Here is a 16,493-nt window from a genome sequence, read left to right as displayed (position 1 = left end):
GGTACTGCAGGGGGGACCCTGTGGGAGAGTAGGACGCCGCCGAACAATCATTGTGGGAAAGCCCCGCACCGTATGGTGCGGGGCTTTTCTGCGTTTAGGCCCCTGTGACTTCCCTGCCCCCGTAGGAACAGTTCGACCGACTGGCCAGGGCTCCCTGTATGGCAGGCTCGGCCGGGCCGGTGTGCGGCCTCCTGTGTGGGGGCGGAGCCGGGAGGTCAGGCTGGGAAGGCGGCGTGGGGCCAGCGGGTGCGGGCCTGTTCGGGGGAGCGGAGGGTGGCGAGGGTCAGGAGGCCCTGGGCGGCGCCCGATTCGAGGAGCGCGGGGAGCGCGGGGATCGGGGCGAGGGCCGCGATGTCGTCGAGGACCAGGGTGAGTGGTGGGTCGAGGCGACCGTCAGATGACCGTTCGGCCATGCGGCGGCCGCGCTCGACCACGCTCGAGACGAGTGCGGTGAGTAGGGGCATCGCACCCGGTGCCGTACGCGGGTCCTCGATCGACTCGCCCACTACGTAAAGCGTTCCCCCCTCAGCCACGAAGGAATCAAGCGCGAGCGCATCGGCCCGCCCTGGATTGCAAGCGTCCCGGATGTGGACGGAGGAGAGGGCGGCGAGCGCGCGGACGACCAATTGCTGGGCGATGTCGCGGCGTTCGGGGTGCGCTGTGAGTACGGACTCCAGCTCGCCGGCGCGGCCGGCCGCGGCCTTGGAGTTCGTACGGAGGATGCGTACGGGCTCGTGGGCCGTGCCGCTGCCCTGGGCCCAGCGGTGGATCTGCCGGAACGGCCTGCCGTCCACCGCGGCCGCGTGCAGCCAGCAGCGCAACAACGTCTCAGCGGCGTCCGCCAGGGCCGAATCCAGCGTGCTCATCGGGCGGACGGGGGCGAGGAGGGCGCTCGCGCGGCTACCGGCGGCGGCGATGTCCTCGCAGCCCGCGATGGGGGACCAGCGCAGGCGGGCGGGGGTGTCGAGGAGGTGCAGCGGGTCGTACGCGTGCAGCGGTCCGAGCTTCGCGCGGGCGTCCTTGCTCTCGGCCCAGAGCGTTGGGTCGGTCGTCGCCACGAGGAGCGGGCCCTCGGCGGCCGTGATCGCGGCCAGCGCGGCTGCGCGGGCAGCGGGGCGGTCCGAACGGTGGTGGTAGTGGACGCGGGGGAGCGCGGGGGGCTCCGTAACGGCACTGGCAACGGTACTGGCGGGGACGTCCATCGGGACGCCGGCCGGGGCGTTGGCGGTGACGCCGGTGGGGACGCTGTTACGGGCGTCTGGGGACGGCTGCGGGGCCGGTACGGACGCTGGTACGGCCGGTGCCTCCGCACCCGTCGTACGGCCGTCCACGGCTGTGGCTGAGGCGCTGACGGCTGAGGTGCTGGCTGGGGCTGCGGCCGCCTCGGCCGGGACTGCGGCTGGTGCCGCCGGAGTTGCGGGCGGGACCGCCTCTTGCGCGCGTCGGTTCGCGCGGCGTTCCGCGCGGACTGTGCGGAAGCGGGTGATCGTGCCGAGGGCGAAGACCGTGAGGACGACCAGGACCATCAGTTCGCTGATGAAGACGCCCCAGAACAGGCCGTAGCCCGAAAGCTGGCCGTCGGGTGTGTCGGGCCAGGCCGCGGGCACGTTGTGCGGCTGGGCGACCAGTTCGCGCATGGCGAGGGGGGTGCGGGTGAAGGACAGCCGATCGGGCCAGTTGCCGTGGGCGAAGAGGCCGGAGAGGCCCGTGGCGAGCCATACCAGGACCGTCAGGCCCAGGAGGAAGGCCAGTACGCCGACGAGCAACGAGTCGGGGATGCCGCGCTCCCGACGCCGGGGCCCGGCCCCGCCGTCCCGGCCCGCGCCGCCGCCGGCTCCGTTCGCTCCGTACGCCTGCCCCTGCCGGTCGTATCGGTCGTACCCGTCGCTCACGCCACCGACCCGTCCTTCGTGCTGCCGTGCTGCTTGTCCGAGGCCATCGAAGCCCTCAAGCCACTGTCTCGCTCGATTCGTTGCTGAGCTGGCGGGCCAGGGCCATTGCTTCGGCGCGGGCTTCGGCCTCGGCGTCCGCCGCGCGCTCCAGGGCCCGGGCCTCCTCCGTGGGCTGGGCCGAGGCGTCGGCGACGGAGGACTCGGTCATGGCGCGGTCGGTGTAGACGAGTGGGCGCTCGGCCTCGGTGATCAGGTGCTTGACGACCTGAACGTTGCCGTTGACGTCCCAGACCGCGATGCCGGGGGTCAGGGTGGGGATGATCTCCACCGCCCATCGTGGGAGGCCCAGTACCCGTCCCGTGGCCCGTGCCTCGTCCGTCTTCTGGGCGTAGATCGTCCTCGTCGACGCCATCTTGAGGATGGCCGCCGCTTCCCGTGCCGCCGCGCCGTCAACGACGTCACTGAGGTGGTGGACGACGGCGACGAAGGAGAGGCCCAGGCGCCGGCCGAACTTCAGCAGACGCTGGAAGAGCTGCGCCACGAACGGGGAGTTGATGATGTGCCAGGCCTCCTCGACCAGGAAGATCCGTTTCTTCCGGTCGGGGCGGATCCAGGTGTGCTCCAGCCAGACGCCGACGATCGCCATCAGGATCGGCATCGCGATCGAGTTGCGGTCGATGTGCGAGAGGTCGAAGACGATCAGCGGCGCGTCGAGGTCGATGCCGGCCGTGGTCGGGCCGTCGAACATGCCGCGGAGGTCACCGTCGACGAGGCGGTCCAGTACGAGGGCCACGTCCAGGCCCCAGGCCCGTACGTCGTCCAGGTCGACGTTCATCGCCTCGGCCGACTCCGGCTTCGGGTGGCGGAGCTGCTCGACGATGTCGGTGAGGACCGGCTGGCGGTCGGTGATGGTCTCGTTGACGTACGCGTGCGCGACCTTGAGGGCGAAGCCGGCGCGCTCGTCGAGGCCGTGGCCCATGGCCACCTCGATGATCGTGCGGAGCAGCGCGAGCTGGCCGGTGGTGGTGATCGACGGGTCCAGCGGGTTCAGGCGGATGCCGCCGTTGAGCGCCGCCGTGGGGTCCAGCCGGATCGGGGTTATGCCGAGCTGTTCGGCGATGAGGTTCCACTCGCCGACGCCGTCCTCGCCCTGGGCGTCGAGGACGACAACTTGGCGGTCGCGGAAGCGGAGCTGGCGCAGTACGTACGTCTTCTCCAGCGCGGACTTGCCGTTCCCGGACTCGCCGAGGACGAGCCAGTGCGGGGCCGGCAGTTGCTGGCCGTAGAGCTGGAAGGGGTCGTAGATGTACCCCTTGCCGCTGTACACCTCGCGGCCGATGATCACGCCGGAGTCGCCGAGACCTGGCGCCGCGGTGGGCAGATAGACGGCCTGGGCCTGCCCGGTGGAGGTCCGTACGGGCAGCCTGGTCGTCTCCACCTTCCCGAACAGGAAGCTGGTGAACGCCTCGGTGAGCGCGGCGAGCGGATCGAGCATGGCCATGACGTACGCGCCTCCCAGCGGCTTAGCGGCGGATCCCGGTCGCGAACGGAAGCGTGTTGACGAAGGCCCTGTGGTGCTCGCGGTCGCACCACTCCAGCTTGAGGTAGGACTTGCCGGCCGAGGCGCGGATGGTCCGCTTGTCGCGGGCCAGCGCCTCGGGGGAGCGGGACGAGACGGTGAGGTAACCGACGAGGTTCACACCGGCAGCGCCGGACGCCAGGTCCTCACCGCGCTGGTCGACGCGGCCGTGGTGGGCGACGTCGCGCGGGTCCACGACGCGGTTCATCTTGGCCGCGCGGCTGGCCTCCGCGTCGTCGTTCGTCTTCTCGGTCAGCATGCGTTCGATCGCGACCTCGGTCGGTTCCAGGTCCATGCAGACCGCGACCGTACGGATCACATCAGGGGTGTGCACGAGCAATGGTGCGAGGAAGTTGACGCCGACCGGGGTCAGCGGCCACTCCTTGACCCACGCGGTGGCGTGGCACCAGGGCGCGCGGGTCGTCGACTCGCGCGTCTTGGCCTGGAGGTACGTGGGCTCCATGGCGTCCAGCTCGGCCGGCCAGGCGTTGCGCTTGCTCATCGCCTGGATGTGGTCGATGGGGTGGTCCGGGTCGTACATGGAGTGCACGAGGGAGGCGAGCCGGGCCTGGCCGAGGGGCTGGCGTACGCGGATGTCGGCCTCGGCGAGGCGGGCGCAGATGTCGGTCAGCTCGCGGGCCATGACGACGGCGAGGCCCGCGTCCTTGTCCAGGCGCTTCCGCAGCAGTCCGCCGTTGTGCACGCGCGCGGCGCGGGCCATGGTCTCCGCCTCGGCGGCCAGCTCGCGGGTGTAGTGCATGCAGGCGACGAGGTACGCGCGGTGCTGCTCGGAGGAGGTGGAGACCATCGACTGCAGCTGGTCGTAGGAGTCCTGCAGCCAGGCCGGGGAGTTCCGGTCGCCGCGCTGGGCGACGTCCTTGGCGTGCGCGTCCGGGTCGGCGGGGAGGGTGCGGGCGAGCATCTGCAGGCGGGTCACGAAGCCGTCGCCGTTCGCGACGTGCTTCAGCAGCGTCCCGAAGCGGTCGACCAGGGCCTCCTGGTCCTCGCTGTCGCGCAGGCCGACGCCCGGGCCCTCGATCTCTATCGCCGCGGTGACCGTGCGGCGGTCGGCGTGCAGCAGGACGGCGATCTCGTCCGGGCCGAAGGGCGCGGAGAGCCAGTTGATGCGGCCGATGCCGGGCGGCGGGCCGATCTCCACCTCGCGGCCGTCCAGGCTGATGCCGGCCTCGGGGGCGGCGGAGCGGTACGTCGTGCCCCTGCGCAGCGTCCGCTTGTAACTGCGGTTGATCTCGAACCACTTGTAGAACGTCCGGCCGCGGTACGGGACGTACACCGCGGCCAGGGCGAGCATCGGGAAGCCGGTGAGCGTCACGATGCGCAGCGGCAGGACGGGCACGAGGAGGCCGCACATCATGCCGAGGAACGCGCCGGCGATGATCAGGGCGATCTCGCCGGTCTCGCGGTTCTTGCCGATGACGGCGTTGGGGCGGGCGCGGCCGATCAGATATGTGCGTCGGGGCGTGACCGGGTGGGACTGAGTGCTCAACGCCCATCACCTCCTGCTGTTTTGCCGGTGCGGGCGGAACCGCCCGAGGCCGCGCCGGGGCGGGGGCCTGGGCTCGTACGGGGTGCGGGCGGGGCGGCCGCGCCGGAGCCGCCGGAGCCGCTGCGGGAGCTGTGCGCGGCGACGCCGCCGGCCACGGCGTCGGCCGGGCGGGACTGGCCGCCGCTGCTGCCGTTGTCGCCGGTGTTGCCGCCGCCGTTGCGTGAGCTGTGGGTCTTGATGCCCTGGGAGACCAGGGCGGCGGGGGAGGAGATGAGCGCGGCGGCCTGACTGCCGTCCGTCGCCGCCTTCTTGCTCGTACGCGCCGCCATGATCTCGTCGCCGAAGCCGGGGACGAAGCGGTAGATCATCGCGCTCGCGAAGATGGCGAGCAGGATGATGGCGAGGCCGGAGACGATGGCGGAGAAGGAGTCGGGGCCCCTCTCGGAGGAGAGGGCGCCGGCGATGCCCAGCACGATCACGATGACCGGTTTCACCATGATCACCGCGATCATGATGCCGGCCCAGCGGCGGACGTGGCCCCACATGTTCTTGTCGACGAGGCCGGCGTAGACGACCGTGCCCAGCAGCGCGCCGACGTACAGCAGGGCGGCGCGGATCACCAGCTCCAGCCAGAGGATGCCGGCGGCGAGGACGGACACGAGGGCGACGACGATCAGCATGATCGGGCCGCCGCCGATGTCCGTGCCCTTCTTGAGGGCCTCCGAGAACGACCCGAAGAAGATGTCCGTCTGGGCGCCCGTCCCCTTCGCGATGATCTCGGTGACGCCGTCGGTGGCGGAGACGACGGTGTAGAGGATCAGGGGGGTGAAGGCGGAGGCGAGGACGGTGAGCCACAGGAAGCCGACCGCCTCACCGATGGCTTCGGTGAGGCGTACGCCGCGGACGGCGCGCTTGGCCACGGCGAGCAGCCAGAGCACGAGCGTGAGGATCGTGGACGCGGCGAAGACGACGGCGTACTGCCGCAGGAACGCGGCGTTCGTGAAGTCCACCTGAGAGGTCGCCTTCACGGCGTCGGACAGCTTGGTCACGATCCACGCGGCGGCGTCGGCACAGCCCTTGGCGAGGGACTGGAGGGGATCGAGGGGGTTGCTGTCGCCGATGGCGGGAGAATTGGACGAACCGCCGGTCCCTCCCGAGCCGCGTTCCTCGCAGAGCTCCTTGGCCTTGTCGGTGAGGAGGTCGCAGGGGTTGTCGCTCGGCTTCGGTGACGGCTCGGCGAAGGCGCGCGAGGCGAAGAGGACGGCCCACGTCTGGACGCCGGCGAACAGCGCCGCGAGTGACAGAGTGCGGCGGCCGGGTGTACCGGTGAGTTGAGGCTTACCGGGCATACGTGAACCCTCCGAACCCTTCGACGGCCTTGGACATCTCCTCGGCCGTCGCGGCGGCCTGGTCGCGGCCGACCGGCGCCGGCCCCTTCTTCTGCGAGACGTCGGTGACCTTCCAGTCACCACTGACCCACTGCAGCTTCATCGTGGTCGTGTACCAGCTCTCGGTGACCGGGTTCTCCGATCCTTCACCGGCGAGGCCGAACAGGGAGGAGTACCAGACGGAGACCCTGGCGGACGTCCCCCCGAACTTCTCGACCTTGGTGCCCACCGGGTTCGCCCGGGACACGAACGTCATGCCGTCCGGTGCGGTGCCGTCCTTGCCGAGGCCGACGCCGGCCAGGAATTCCGGGTCGTCGTAGACCTTGCGCAGACTCTCCTTGCGGGCGGCCGCGGCGGCCGGGGCGTACACCGCGTCGACGATCGCGTCGCGCGCGTCGGATTTGTACATGCCGTCACTGGCGAGCGCCACCGCATAGTTCGCCGCCGCCGACTGTGCTCCCTGTTCTGTCTTGGGGAAGCCGGAGGGGATGGTGGGGTTCTTGGCGTTTTCGCCGGAGACCGGGTGCTCGCCCGTCGGGCTGGTGGGCTGGGCGGCAGGGGCGCCGGTTTTGGTGTTGGGGGAGTCCGAAGTGGAGGGGCCGGTGCCGCGGTTGGCGAAGGCGATGGCTGCGATGAGCAGCACGACCACGCCGACGATCGTCACCAGGTTGCGGCTGGACATGCCGCTGCGGGGGCGGCGGCCGGTGCCGTACACATCGCCCTCGCCGCCGGGAAGTCTGGTGCGCGTCTGGCCGGTGGGACCCTGGCCGCCGTACTCCCCGCCGCCGTACGCTCCGTCATCTCCGAGACTCATGGTGCCTGTGCCCCCTCAACCGGCATCGCTGCCGCTTTCGCCGTCGCCTTGCCGCAACCCGGGTACGACCGTAGCCGCGTGCGAGGCGGCCAGGGCGTCCTGGTACGAGTACACCCCACTGTGACGGAACGGCGAACCCGCCCGCAGCGCCTGTGGATAACTACGCGGCGGGTTCGGAATCCGCTGTGGGTGGGTGGACGGAGTGGGCATCAGCATGTGGCCTCGGGTGGGAATGTGGGCCAGGTGGGGCGGCCGCGCACAGACGACGACCATGGGACGTGAGCCGGGGCGCGGCGCGGAAGAGCGCGCGGTGGGCGCGTGGACGGATGGGCGGGGCGTACGGACGAGCGTAAGACGGATGTACGGGACGGAAGGCGACGGCCGGTGCGCGGCGGGCTGCCGCGCGGCCCGGCGGGCGTCCTGACGGGCGGTGACGTTTCGGCCGGCTAGACCGCCATCCCGTAGACGATGGTGAAGAGGGTGCCCAGGGACCCGATGATGAAGACGCCGGTCAGGCCGGCGACGATCAGGCCCTTGCCCTGCTCGGCGCTGAAGGTGTCGCGGAGGGCCGTGGCGCCGATGCGCTGCTTCGCCGCACCCCAGATCGCGATGCCGAGACAGAGGAGGATGGCCACCGCCATCACCACTTCGACCATGACGCGTGCCTCGTTGCCGAGACTCCCGAACGGGCCCCAGTCAGGGGCGATTCCGCCGATAATGGTGGTGATGTCGCCCTTTTCGGCCGCAATGAACATTTTGAACTCACCGCCCCTATTGGGTAGTTGTCTCCCGTACCACATGGCACGGCCAGCCTCTATCTTCGCTGACGATTGCCCGTGACGATGTCGACTTGCCGTCAAACTTTGGCGGATCCCGTGTGGGCGGCGAGGGCAGGGGTGCACACGTCGTCCGCAGGGCCCGGCATTTTCACCGTGTGTACCACGCGCGGTCACGCTGAGCAATTGACGGTCGGTCGGCGGTCGAGCAGCGGTTGATCGCGGTCGGGCGGGCCGAGGGTGGGCGCGGGCGGCGCGGCCGTGGCCGAGGGGAACTGTGTGCGGAGAACGCCGGTTTGAGGCGGGGCGGACACGGACACGGTTCGTCGGTAGCCTGACGGGGGTCGACTTGGGGGTGAGGGGTGCGGTGCGCAAGGTCTGGGTGGGTGCGGGGATCGGTGCGGGCCTCGGGGCCTGTTTTCTCGCGCTGCTGATCATCGGTACGTACGCGGCGGCCGGGCTCGGCGGGGCCGCGGGGCGGGTCGTCGGACTGGCGAAGGGCGCGGTGCCGGCGGCGTACCAGCCGCTCGTGCAGAAGTGGGGCGCGCTGTGCCCCGCGATCAACCCCGCGCTGCTGGCCGCGCAGCTCTACCAGGAGAGCGGCTGGAACCCCAAGGCGCAGAGCCCGGCGGCGGCGCAGGGGCTCGCGCAGTTCATCCCCGGCACCTGGGCCACGCACGGCGTCGACGGCGACAAGGACGGCGACAAGGATGTGTGGGACCCGGTCGACGCGATCGCGTCGGCGGCGTCGTACGACTGTGAATTGGCCAACTATGTGAAGGATGTCCCGGGCGACGCGACGCACAACATGCTCGCGGCGTACAACGCCGGCGCCTATCGGGTCATTCAGCACGACGGCGTGCCGCCGTACCGGGAGACGCAGAATTACGTCAAGGTCATCACCACCCTCGCGAAGAGCTTCGAGGCGCCGGTCGAGCGGGTGCAGCCCTCGCAGCAGGCGGCCGGGGCCATTTACTACGCACAGAAGAAGCTCGGCACGCCGTACCTGTGGGGCGGGAACGGAACGGCGGACCAGGGAGGCCGGTTCGACTGCTCGGGCCTGACCAAGGCCGCGTTCAAGTCGGTCGGAGTCGAACTGCCCCGCGTCGCCAACGACCAGTGGAACGCCGGGCCGCATCCGAAGCGGGACGAGCTGCTCCCCGGGGACCTGGTGTTCTTCGCGTACGACCTGAAGGACCCGCGGTCGATCCACCATGTCGGGATCTACGTGGGGGGCGGCTACATGATCAACGCTCCGTACACGGGGGCGGTGATCCGCTTCGACAAGATCGATACGCCTGACTACATCGGCGCCACTCGCGTCACGGAAGATGGCGCAAAAGCGCTCCCCCGTCGGAACGCTGCGTGAACATGGGGCCTGAGCTGCGGAGATGAGTCAAGCTTCGATAACGTCCTGGTGATCATCCGGTGGAATGTGGAACGTCGCGCTGGCGCATGACGTTTCCTTGGAGTGGGTGTGAGCGGCGCTGCCGGAGCACGGCTGATGCACAGCGCAGCGCACACCGCAATTGCTCGGCGACCACGGGGGTTGGCAGCACTCGGACGGCGCTCACGCGCGCGAAAGGTTAGGGGCCCCGGCACATGGCTGGACTCGCACTGGACGGGTCGAACCCCGACGTTGGCCTGCTCTACGAGGTCAACGGCCTCGCCAAGGACGCTCCGCACTGGTTCGACCAGGTGATGGAGTACGTCGGCGAGTACGGCATCATCGCCGGGCTGGCGATCCTGTGCCTCATCGGCTGGTGGGGCGCCCGTAAGAAGGCCGACGCGCCTGCCGCCGTGGCGGGCCTGGTGTGGGCGCCGCTGGCCGCCGGCATCGCGCTGCTGGCCAACATCCCGATCCGGGAGTTCGTGGCGCGGCCACGCCCGTTCAGGGACCACCAGGGCCTGGAGGTCCTGGTCCAGGGCAAGAACGACTTCTCGTTCGTGAGCGATCACGCCACGCTGACGATGGCCATCGGCGTCGGCATCTTCATCGCGCACCGCAAGTACGGGCTCATCGGCATCGGCCTGGCGCTCCTGGAGGGCCTGTGCCGGGTCTACATGGGTGTGCACTACCCGACGGACGTCATCGGCGGGTTCGCGCTGGGCACGGCGGTCGCGCTGCTGTTCGCGCCGCTCGCCCAGGCGCTGCTCGTGCCGCTCATGAAGGCGATCGCGGCCTCCCGTATCGGGGCGCTGGTCCAGGTGCCCCGCGCGGGCACGGCGCACGTAGGCGGAGCGGGCGAGGGGGACGGCGCGGCTGTGACGGACGCGTTCGGGCCCGCGGGGGCGGCCGGTGCCGTCGGGGCCGGGGGCCCCGACGGGTTTCCGGAGCCGCCCGGCCCGGCCGGCGCGCCGCGCCGTACGGAGGGCGTACCGGCCGGCCGCAAGGACCGGGACAAGGACCTCGCGGCCTGATCCGAGGGACGGACACCCTGATCCGAGGGACGGACACGTATCGGCCCCGCCCGGTCTCCGGGCGGGGCCGACGTGTACTCAGAAAACCGGCCGCCTACAGGGCCTGCAGAGCCGGCTTCCTACAGCGCCTGCGGGAACGTCCGGAACAGGTGCTGCGGGTCGTACGCCTGCTTCACCTTCGTGAGGCGGTCGGCGGCCGCTCCGTAGTACGCCTGCTTCCAGTCCTTCAGGGCCGGGTCGGCGTAGTTCTGGTAGGCGGCGCCGGAGGCGTACCGGCGCATCGCGGTGTGCATGCCGCCCAGCCAGGCGTTCTGGGCCTTGCCCGTGCCGCTCGGGGCCCAGGAGGCGAGGTACTGCGCGAGGAAGCGTGAGCGGCGGTGCACAAAGGCCGTGGCGGTCGGCCGCACGCGGTTGATCGCGCCACCCAGGGCGGTGAAGGCGACGTTGCCGTTGACGCCGCTGCGGCCCGCGCGTTCGATCTGGTCGATGACCGTACGGATGCCCGCCGTGCTCAGTGAGCGGTCGAAGAAGTCCGAGCGGGCCGCGTAGGTCTCCCGGCCCAACTGCCCGGAGGTGGTGTGCCCGGGGACCTTGCCCGGCTGGTGGCACTGGGCGGTGGTCTTCGTCGAGCAGCCCGCGTACGCCTCCATCGCGTCCAGGTACGGCTTGGGCGTCAGCGAGACGGAGGAGGCCGGGCCGGGGCCGCCCGCGCGGTCGGCGAGCTTGTCGACGGCGTTCTGGAGGTCGCGGTACGAACCGAGCGAGAACGCGGCGACGGAGACCGTGGGGATGGAGCCGGGGCGCGCGTCCAGGTGGCAGCTCGACCAGATCTCGTCGGCCTGCGCCGGGCCCCACTCCTGCCAGGAGCGCAGCACGGCAGCGGCCTTGGACCACGGCCACGTCAGGTACGCCATGACCGCCTTCGGGGCCTTGTGCGTACGGAAGCGCAGCTCGGTGACCACGCCGAAGTTGCCGTTGCCCGCGCCGCGCAGCGCCCAGAAGAGGTCGGCGTGCTCCTTCGCGTCGCAGTGCAGGGTCTTGCCGTCGGCCGTGACGAGCGTCGCGCCGACGAGGCTGTCGCAGGTCAGGCCGTACGCGCGGGAGACGACGCCGTGGCCGCCGCCGAGGGTGAGGCCGGAGACGCCGACGGTCGGGCAGGAGCCGCCGGGGACCGTCACGCCGTGCTTGCCCAGGCCCTCGTAGACGTCGATCAGCTTGGCGCCGGCGCCAATGCGGGTGGTGCCGCCGGACGGCGCGGCGACCTTGGAGAGCGCGGAGACGTCGACGATCAGTCGGTTGTCGCCGCTGGACCAGCCGGCGTAGGAGTGGCCGCCGTTACGGATGGCGACGGGTGTGCCGTGGCGGCGCGCGAACGCCAGGCACTCGGCTATGTCGGCGGCGTGCTTCACGTACGCCACGGCCGCGGGCTTCAGCGTGTCGTAACGGGTGTTGTAGAGGCGGCGCGCCGTGGTGTACGCGGCGTCGCCCGGCCGTATGAGCTGCCCGTCCAGGCCCGTGCGGAGCGCGTCCCAGGAGGTCTTGGCGGCCGCGGCCCCCGTAGTCGCGCGGGCGCCGCCCGCCTTCGTGGCCGCGTGGCCCGCTCCCGTACCGCCTGCCACCGCCCAGGCCGCCGTGGTCGCCGCGAGTCCGCCGCCCGCCTGCAGAAGTGTGCGCCGCTTCACGGCCGCCCCCTTGCCGTATCGCGCCAGAGGCGCTGTGCCGTTGCCTTCCCCCAGCCAGATGCGGAAGTGGGGCAGCGGGTTCCACCGGGAACGGGGCGCGTGGAGTGAACGGGGGGACTGCGGGGGCGCGCGAGGACCGGCCACTGAAGGCCAGAGGTCGGCGCCTCAAGGTCAGTGACCGGTCCCTGAGGGCCAGCGACTGGCTCCGGAGGGTCAGCGACTGGCCCTGAGGATCAGCGATCGGTCCCTGAAGGCCAGCGACCGGCTCCTGAAGATCAGCGACCGGCGCCGGCGTGCCGCTCCGCGTCCGTGCGGGCCTGGGAGCGGGCGCGGCGGGCCGGGCCCGACCAGCCGCAACTGCACCGGGCGAGGCAGAACGCCCCGCGCTCGGTGGTCGTGGTGCGGTGCGTCCCCGTGGCGCCGGCGCCGGTATCGGGGGCGGTGATCTGCTGCGGGTCCTGGATCGCGTACGGCACAGTGCCACGCTACTGCCGGTTGGACCAGGCGGGCGTGACGGGCCACATGAACGGTCGTTGAACGAAATGGTTGCCCGATGCCGGCCGCGCCGTGCGGCGGCGGGACGGCGGCGCGACAGCGGCAGGGGGCTCGTGCGCGATGGTGGTGCAGGACAGACGGACCGGCGGAGCCGTCGCCGTCGCCACGGCGGCGGGGCTGGCGCTGGGAGCCGGCCTGCTGACATCGGGGTGTACGACGGATGGCGCCGCCGCCGACGACGTGCCCGCGGGCCCCGTCCCCTCGGTGGCGCTCCGGCAGAGCGCCGACGCGCTGGTGCGCGGCGCCACCTCACAGGTGCGGACGGCCCTGGAGACCGCCAGCGGCGGCACCCGCGTCGCCATCCGCGGCGCCGGCCATTACGACTACCGCCGCGGCACGGGCCGGCTGCGGCTGGTGCTGCCGGAGCCCGCCGGGCCGGACGGCCGGGTGCGCGCGCCGATCACCGAGATCTTCGCGCCCGGCGCGCTCTACATGAAGAACCGCGGCGCCGGGGTGCCCGCGGACAAGTGGGTGCGGGTGGACACCACGGCGCTGTCCGACGGCAATCTCGTCACGGGCGGCGCGACCGATCCGCTGGCCGCGGCCGAGCTGCTGCGCGGCACCCGGCGGGCGGCGTACGAGGGCGAGGAGCGGCTGCACGGGGTGCGCGTGCGGCACTACCGGGGCACGGCCGACATCGGGGTGGCCGCCGACGCCTCCTCGAAGCGCACCAAGCCCTCGCTGACCGCGGCGGAGAAGGGTTTCACCACCGACGCGGTGCCGTTCGAGGCGTACCTCGACGAGGCGGGGCGGCTGCGCAAGCTGCAGTACCGGTTCTCCTTCGCCAACGGCTCGCCCCGCGGCACGGAGGTGACGTCCACGCTCTGGTACGCGGGCTTCGGGACGAAGGCGCCGGTCGAGCTGCCGCGGCGGGCGGACATCTACACGGGGCGGATTGCGGCGGCCGGCGGCGGATGAGGCGCCGGCCGGGCGCTTCGGGCCTGCGGCTCCGCGACCGGGCACGTGCCCGCAGGGCTTGCCGGGCGGCGTAAATGGTCCATCCGTGCCATGCGCGGGGCGTGCACACGTCCCTACCCTGGGCGGTAACCGCCAGAAGAGTGGCATGGGCCTCGAAGGAGGAGGTGTTGTACGTGGCGCCGCACCGCAGTCAGCTGACTCAGGACCACGTGGCCCTCGTCGAGATCGACCTGGCTGGTGAGTTGATGATCGCGGCGGCGACCTCCCCGGAGGACCGCCTCAGCCCGGACCGTATCGACGAGGTGCTGGACGTGGACGCGGACCGTGACGTCAGAGAAGCCGCAGCGGGCGCCGAGCAGAGCTCTGCGACCGCCCGGCGGCTGTAGGGAGCGGTCGTTTTCGGCCGCCGCCCCGGGGTGGGATACCTCACGCCGGATCACTCACCACATGGCCAGGATCGGCAATCGGGGCCCGGACCCTGCCCCGCACTCCGGCCGGCCGGCGGCGTAGGTCACGTACGCAGCATGCGCTCGATGGCCTTGGTGGCTTCCTTGACCTTCTCGTCGATGGCCTCCGGCCCCTTCACGGCCGCGTCGGCGACGCAGTGCCGCAAATGTTCCTCGAGAAGCTGCAGGCCGAAGGACTGCAGGCCCTTTGTGCTGGCTGAAACCTGGGTGAGTATGTCGATGCAGTAGACGTCCTCCTCCAGCATCCGCTGGAGGCCCCGGATCTGTCCCTCGATGCGGCGCAGCCGCTTGATGTGGGCGTCCTTCTGCTTCGCGTACCCATGGATGCCCAGATCGTGGTCGGTCACGGCCTGGGGGTCGCCCTGGGGCACGCCCTGCGGCTCCGCGCCGTGGCAGGTCCCGGTGGCTGCGGTCGTGCCGTCGGCGTCGGCGTCCGTGGTCGTCATGGGCTTCTCCCCTGGTACGTAGCCGGTTCATATACCCCTGGCGGGTATATGGTACAGAATTTCGCGCACGAGGGAGGTGCCTCGCGCAGCGCGCGGGGCAGGTACCCCGTGCAGAGCATGGTCCCCGATGCGCGACACTGAGGTAATGCCGGTTAGCAGTGGCTGGATGATGCGCCTAGCATCATCTCGACCGAATCCGATGCACCCCGAGGATTTCACGTGCGCTTTCGTCTGACCCCCAGGGAGACGAGCTTCTACGACATGTTCGCCGCCTCCGCGGACAACATCGTCACGGGCTCCAAGCTCCTGATGGAACTGCTCGGGGCGGACGCCTCCGCGCGGGCAGAGATCGCCGAGAGGATGCGAGCGGCGGAGCACGCGGGGGACGACGCCACCCACGCGGTGTTCCACCAGTTGAACTCCTCGTTCATCACGCCGTTCGACCGCGAGGACATCTACAACCTCGCCTCGTCCCTCGACGACATCATGGACTTCATGGAGGAGGCCGTCGATCTGGTCGTCCTCTACAACGTCGAGGAGCTGCCCAAGGGCGTCGACCAGCAGATCGAGGTACTGGCGCGGGCGGCGGAGCTGACCGCCGAGGCCATGCCGAACCTGCGGACGATGTCCAACCTCACCGAGTACTGGATCGAGGTCAACCGCCTGGAGAACCAGGCCGACCAGATCCACCGCAAGCTGCTCGCCCACCTCTTCAACGGCAAGTACGACGCCATCGAGGTGCTGAAGCTCAAGCAGATCGTGGACATCCTCGAAGAGGCGGCCGATGCGTTCGAGCACGTGGCCAACACGGTCGAGACGATCGCCGTGAAGGAGTCCTGAGCCCCGGCCATGGACACCTTCGCGCTCATCGTGACCATCGCGGTCGCGCTCGGATTCACGTACACCAACGGCTTTCACGACTCCGCGAACGCGATCGCGACCTCGGTCTCGACGCGCGCGCTGACGCCGCGGGCCGCGCTCGCGATGGCGGCGGTGATGAACCTCGCCGGTGCCTTCCTGGGCAGCGGGGTCGCCAAGACCGTCAGTGAGGGCCTCATCGAGACGCCCAGCGGCAAACAGGGGATGATGATCCTCTTCGCCGCGCTGATCGGCGCCATCGCGTGGAACATGGTGACCTGGTACTTCGGTCTGCCGTCCTCCTCCTCGCACGCGCTGTTCGGCGGCATGGTGGGCGCGGCGCTCGCCGGGTCCTCGACCGTCTACTGGTCGGGCGTCTGGGAGAAGATCGTTCTCCCGATGTTCCTGTCGCCGCTGGTCGGTCTGGTCGCCGGCTACTTCGTCATGGTCGCCATCCTGTGGATGTTCAAGGGCACCAACCCGCACAAGGCCAAGCGCGGCTTCCGCATCGCGCAGACGGTCTCGGCGGCGGGCATGGCGCTCGGCCACGGCCTCCAGGACGCCCAGAAGACGATGGGCATCGTGGTGATGGCGCTGGTCATCGGCGATGTCCAGAACCAGGGCGACGCGATCCCGATCTGGGTGAAGATCGCCTGCGCGGCGATGCTGTCGCTCGGTACGTACGCGGGTGGCTGGCGCATCATGCGTACCCTCGGCCGCAAGATCATCGAGCTGGACCCGCCGCAGGGCTTTGCAGCCGAGGCGACGGGTGCCTCGATCATGTTCACCACCGCGTTCATGTTCCACGCGCCGATCTCCACGACCCATGTGATCACTTCGGCGATCATGGGTGTGGGCGCCACTAAGCGCGTGAGCGCTGTGCGGTGGGGGGTCGCGAAGAACATCATCCTCGGATGGTTCATCACCATGCCTGCTGCGGCCGCGGTGGCCGCTGCCGCGTTCTGGGTCGTGAACCTGGCGTTCGGCTAGTTCCGTCCGCGGAACGGGCCGCACGGGGCTCCGCCCCGGACCCCGGTCCTCAAGCGCCGGACGGGCTTGATTTTCGCCGGGCAGCGCGCGAAGCCAAGCAAATGGGCCCGCCCCCTCGTCGGGGGCGGGCCCTTCGTCCTTTGGTGGCACCGCCATGCAGCACCGCAGGACGCTCGGTGGCGTCGGGTCGGCCGACCGTC

Annotated in this window: 15 protein-coding genes; 6 read left to right on the top strand and 9 right to left on the bottom strand. The window is 70.8% G+C overall.

Translation table 11 applies throughout. The annotated features are described in order from the left end of the window. Window positions 1-215: 215 nt before the first annotated feature. The 6 genes from IG84_RS0136095 to IG84_RS0136070 form a co-directional block, all read right to left on the bottom strand. A complete protein-coding gene (locus IG84_RS0136095; RefSeq protein WP_031067298.1) occupies window positions 216-1,892 on the bottom strand; it encodes a type IV secretory system conjugative DNA transfer family protein in 1,677 nt (558 codons plus the stop codon). A gap of 55 nt (window positions 1,893-1,947) precedes the next feature. Next, on the bottom strand, window positions 1,948-3,387 hold the full coding sequence (locus IG84_RS0136090) for an ATP-binding protein (RefSeq protein ID WP_031067295.1): 1,440 nt from the start codon (window positions 3,385-3,387) through the stop codon (window positions 1,948-1,950). Between the two features lie 28 nt (window positions 3,388-3,415). After that, window positions 3,416-4,978: an SCO6880 family protein gene (locus tag IG84_RS0136085; protein ID WP_031067292.1), complete on the bottom strand. Its 1,563-nt coding sequence runs from the start codon at window positions 4,976-4,978 to the stop codon at window positions 3,416-3,418. Then, on the bottom strand, window positions 4,975-6,327 hold the full coding sequence (locus IG84_RS0136080) for a hypothetical protein (protein ID WP_031067290.1): 1,353 nt from the start codon (window positions 6,325-6,327) through the stop codon (window positions 4,975-4,977). The genes IG84_RS0136085 and IG84_RS0136080 overlap by 4 nt, the downstream gene beginning before the upstream one ends. Continuing rightward, window positions 6,317-7,180 (bottom strand): hypothetical protein, encoded by an 864-nt coding sequence (locus IG84_RS0136075; protein WP_031067285.1) that lies wholly within the window; start codon window positions 7,178-7,180, stop codon window positions 6,317-6,319. The genes IG84_RS0136080 and IG84_RS0136075 overlap by 11 nt, the downstream gene beginning before the upstream one ends. A 446-nt stretch (window positions 7,181-7,626) precedes the next feature. Further along, on the bottom strand, window positions 7,627-7,935 hold the full coding sequence (locus IG84_RS0136070; RefSeq protein ID WP_031067282.1) for a hypothetical protein: 309 nt from the start codon (window positions 7,933-7,935) through the stop codon (window positions 7,627-7,629). A gap of 388 nt (window positions 7,936-8,323) precedes the next feature. Between IG84_RS0136070 and IG84_RS0136065 the strand changes: the two genes are divergently transcribed. Both IG84_RS0136065 and IG84_RS0136060 read left to right on the top strand, forming a co-directional pair. Then, window positions 8,324-9,325, top strand: coding sequence for a C40 family peptidase (locus IG84_RS0136065; RefSeq protein WP_031067281.1), 1,002 nt, complete (start codon window positions 8,324-8,326; stop codon window positions 9,323-9,325). A gap of 233 nt (window positions 9,326-9,558) precedes the next feature. Then, complete coding sequence (locus IG84_RS0136060; RefSeq protein WP_078649874.1) at window positions 9,559-10,377, top strand: phosphatase PAP2 family protein; 819 nt, start codon at window positions 9,559-9,561, stop codon at window positions 10,375-10,377. A gap of 119 nt (window positions 10,378-10,496) precedes the next feature. Here the strand turns inward: IG84_RS0136060 and IG84_RS0136055 are convergent, their stop codons facing one another. Beyond that, a complete protein-coding gene (locus IG84_RS0136055) occupies window positions 10,497-12,059 on the bottom strand; it encodes an FAD-binding oxidoreductase (RefSeq protein ID WP_031067276.1) in 1,563 nt (520 codons plus the stop codon). Between the two features lie 275 nt (window positions 12,060-12,334). Then, window positions 12,335-12,535: a hypothetical protein gene (locus tag IG84_RS38480; RefSeq protein ID WP_211266561.1), complete on the bottom strand. Its 201-nt coding sequence runs from the start codon at window positions 12,533-12,535 to the stop codon at window positions 12,335-12,337. A gap of 139 nt (window positions 12,536-12,674) precedes the next feature. Between IG84_RS38480 and IG84_RS0136045 the strand changes: the two genes are divergently transcribed. Next, window positions 12,675-13,532, top strand: a complete 858-nt coding sequence (locus IG84_RS0136045) for a hypothetical protein (RefSeq protein WP_031067274.1) — start codon at window positions 12,675-12,677, stop codon at window positions 13,530-13,532. A 167-nt stretch (window positions 13,533-13,699) separates the two neighbouring features. Beyond that, window positions 13,700-13,918 carry a hypothetical protein gene (locus IG84_RS0136040; RefSeq protein ID WP_031067272.1) on the top strand — a complete coding sequence of 73 codons (219 nt, stop codon included), beginning with the start codon at window positions 13,700-13,702 and terminating at the stop codon, window positions 13,916-13,918. 125 nt (window positions 13,919-14,043) lie between these two features. Here the strand turns inward: IG84_RS0136040 and IG84_RS0136035 are convergent, their stop codons facing one another. Beyond that, window positions 14,044-14,445, bottom strand: a complete 402-nt coding sequence (locus IG84_RS0136035) for a metal-sensitive transcriptional regulator (protein WP_031067270.1) — start codon at window positions 14,443-14,445, stop codon at window positions 14,044-14,046. 219 nt (window positions 14,446-14,664) lie between these two features. Between IG84_RS0136035 and IG84_RS0136030 the strand changes: the two genes are divergently transcribed. Together IG84_RS0136030 and IG84_RS0136025 are read left to right on the top strand one after the other, a co-directional pair. Then, window positions 14,665-15,285, top strand: a complete 621-nt coding sequence (locus tag IG84_RS0136030) for a DUF47 domain-containing protein (protein ID WP_030267458.1) — start codon at window positions 14,665-14,667, stop codon at window positions 15,283-15,285. A 9-nt stretch (window positions 15,286-15,294) separates the two neighbouring features. After that, complete coding sequence (locus IG84_RS0136025) at window positions 15,295-16,293, top strand: inorganic phosphate transporter (RefSeq protein WP_031067266.1); 999 nt, start codon at window positions 15,295-15,297, stop codon at window positions 16,291-16,293. Window positions 16,294-16,493: the final 200 nt, after the last annotated feature.

Origin of the sequence: Streptomyces ochraceiscleroticus (assembly GCF_000720485.1) — a bacterium.
Taxonomy (GTDB): domain Bacteria; phylum Actinomycetota; class Actinomycetes; order Streptomycetales; family Streptomycetaceae; genus Streptomyces; species Streptomyces ochraceiscleroticus.
Note: the sequence above shows the minus strand (reverse complement) of the source record. Positions and strands in the feature narration are given on the sequence as shown.

Excerpts from the sequence above, each read along its gene's own strand:
- IG84_RS0136090 (WP_031067295.1), bottom strand. The coding sequence starts at position 3,387 with ATGCTCGATCCGCTCGCCGCGCTCACCGAGGCGTTCACCAGCTTCCTG.
- IG84_RS0136080 (WP_031067290.1), bottom strand. The coding sequence starts at position 6,327 with ATGCCCGGTAAGCCTCAACTCACCGGTACACCCGGCCGCCGCACTCTG.
- IG84_RS0136070 (WP_031067282.1), bottom strand. The coding sequence starts at position 7,935 with ATGTTCATTGCGGCCGAAAAGGGCGACATCACCACCATTATCGGCGGA.
- IG84_RS0136035 (WP_031067270.1), bottom strand. The coding sequence starts at position 14,445 with ATGACGACCACGGACGCCGACGCCGACGGCACGACCGCAGCCACCGGG.
- IG84_RS0136045 (WP_031067274.1), top strand. The coding sequence starts at position 12,675 with ATGGTGGTGCAGGACAGACGGACCGGCGGAGCCGTCGCCGTCGCCACG.
- IG84_RS0136060 (WP_078649874.1), top strand. The coding sequence starts at position 9,559 with ATGGCTGGACTCGCACTGGACGGGTCGAACCCCGACGTTGGCCTGCTC.
- IG84_RS0136075 (WP_031067285.1), bottom strand. The coding sequence starts at position 7,180 with ATGAGTCTCGGAGATGACGGAGCGTACGGCGGCGGGGAGTACGGCGGC.
- IG84_RS0136025 (WP_031067266.1), top strand. The coding sequence starts at position 15,295 with ATGGACACCTTCGCGCTCATCGTGACCATCGCGGTCGCGCTCGGATTC.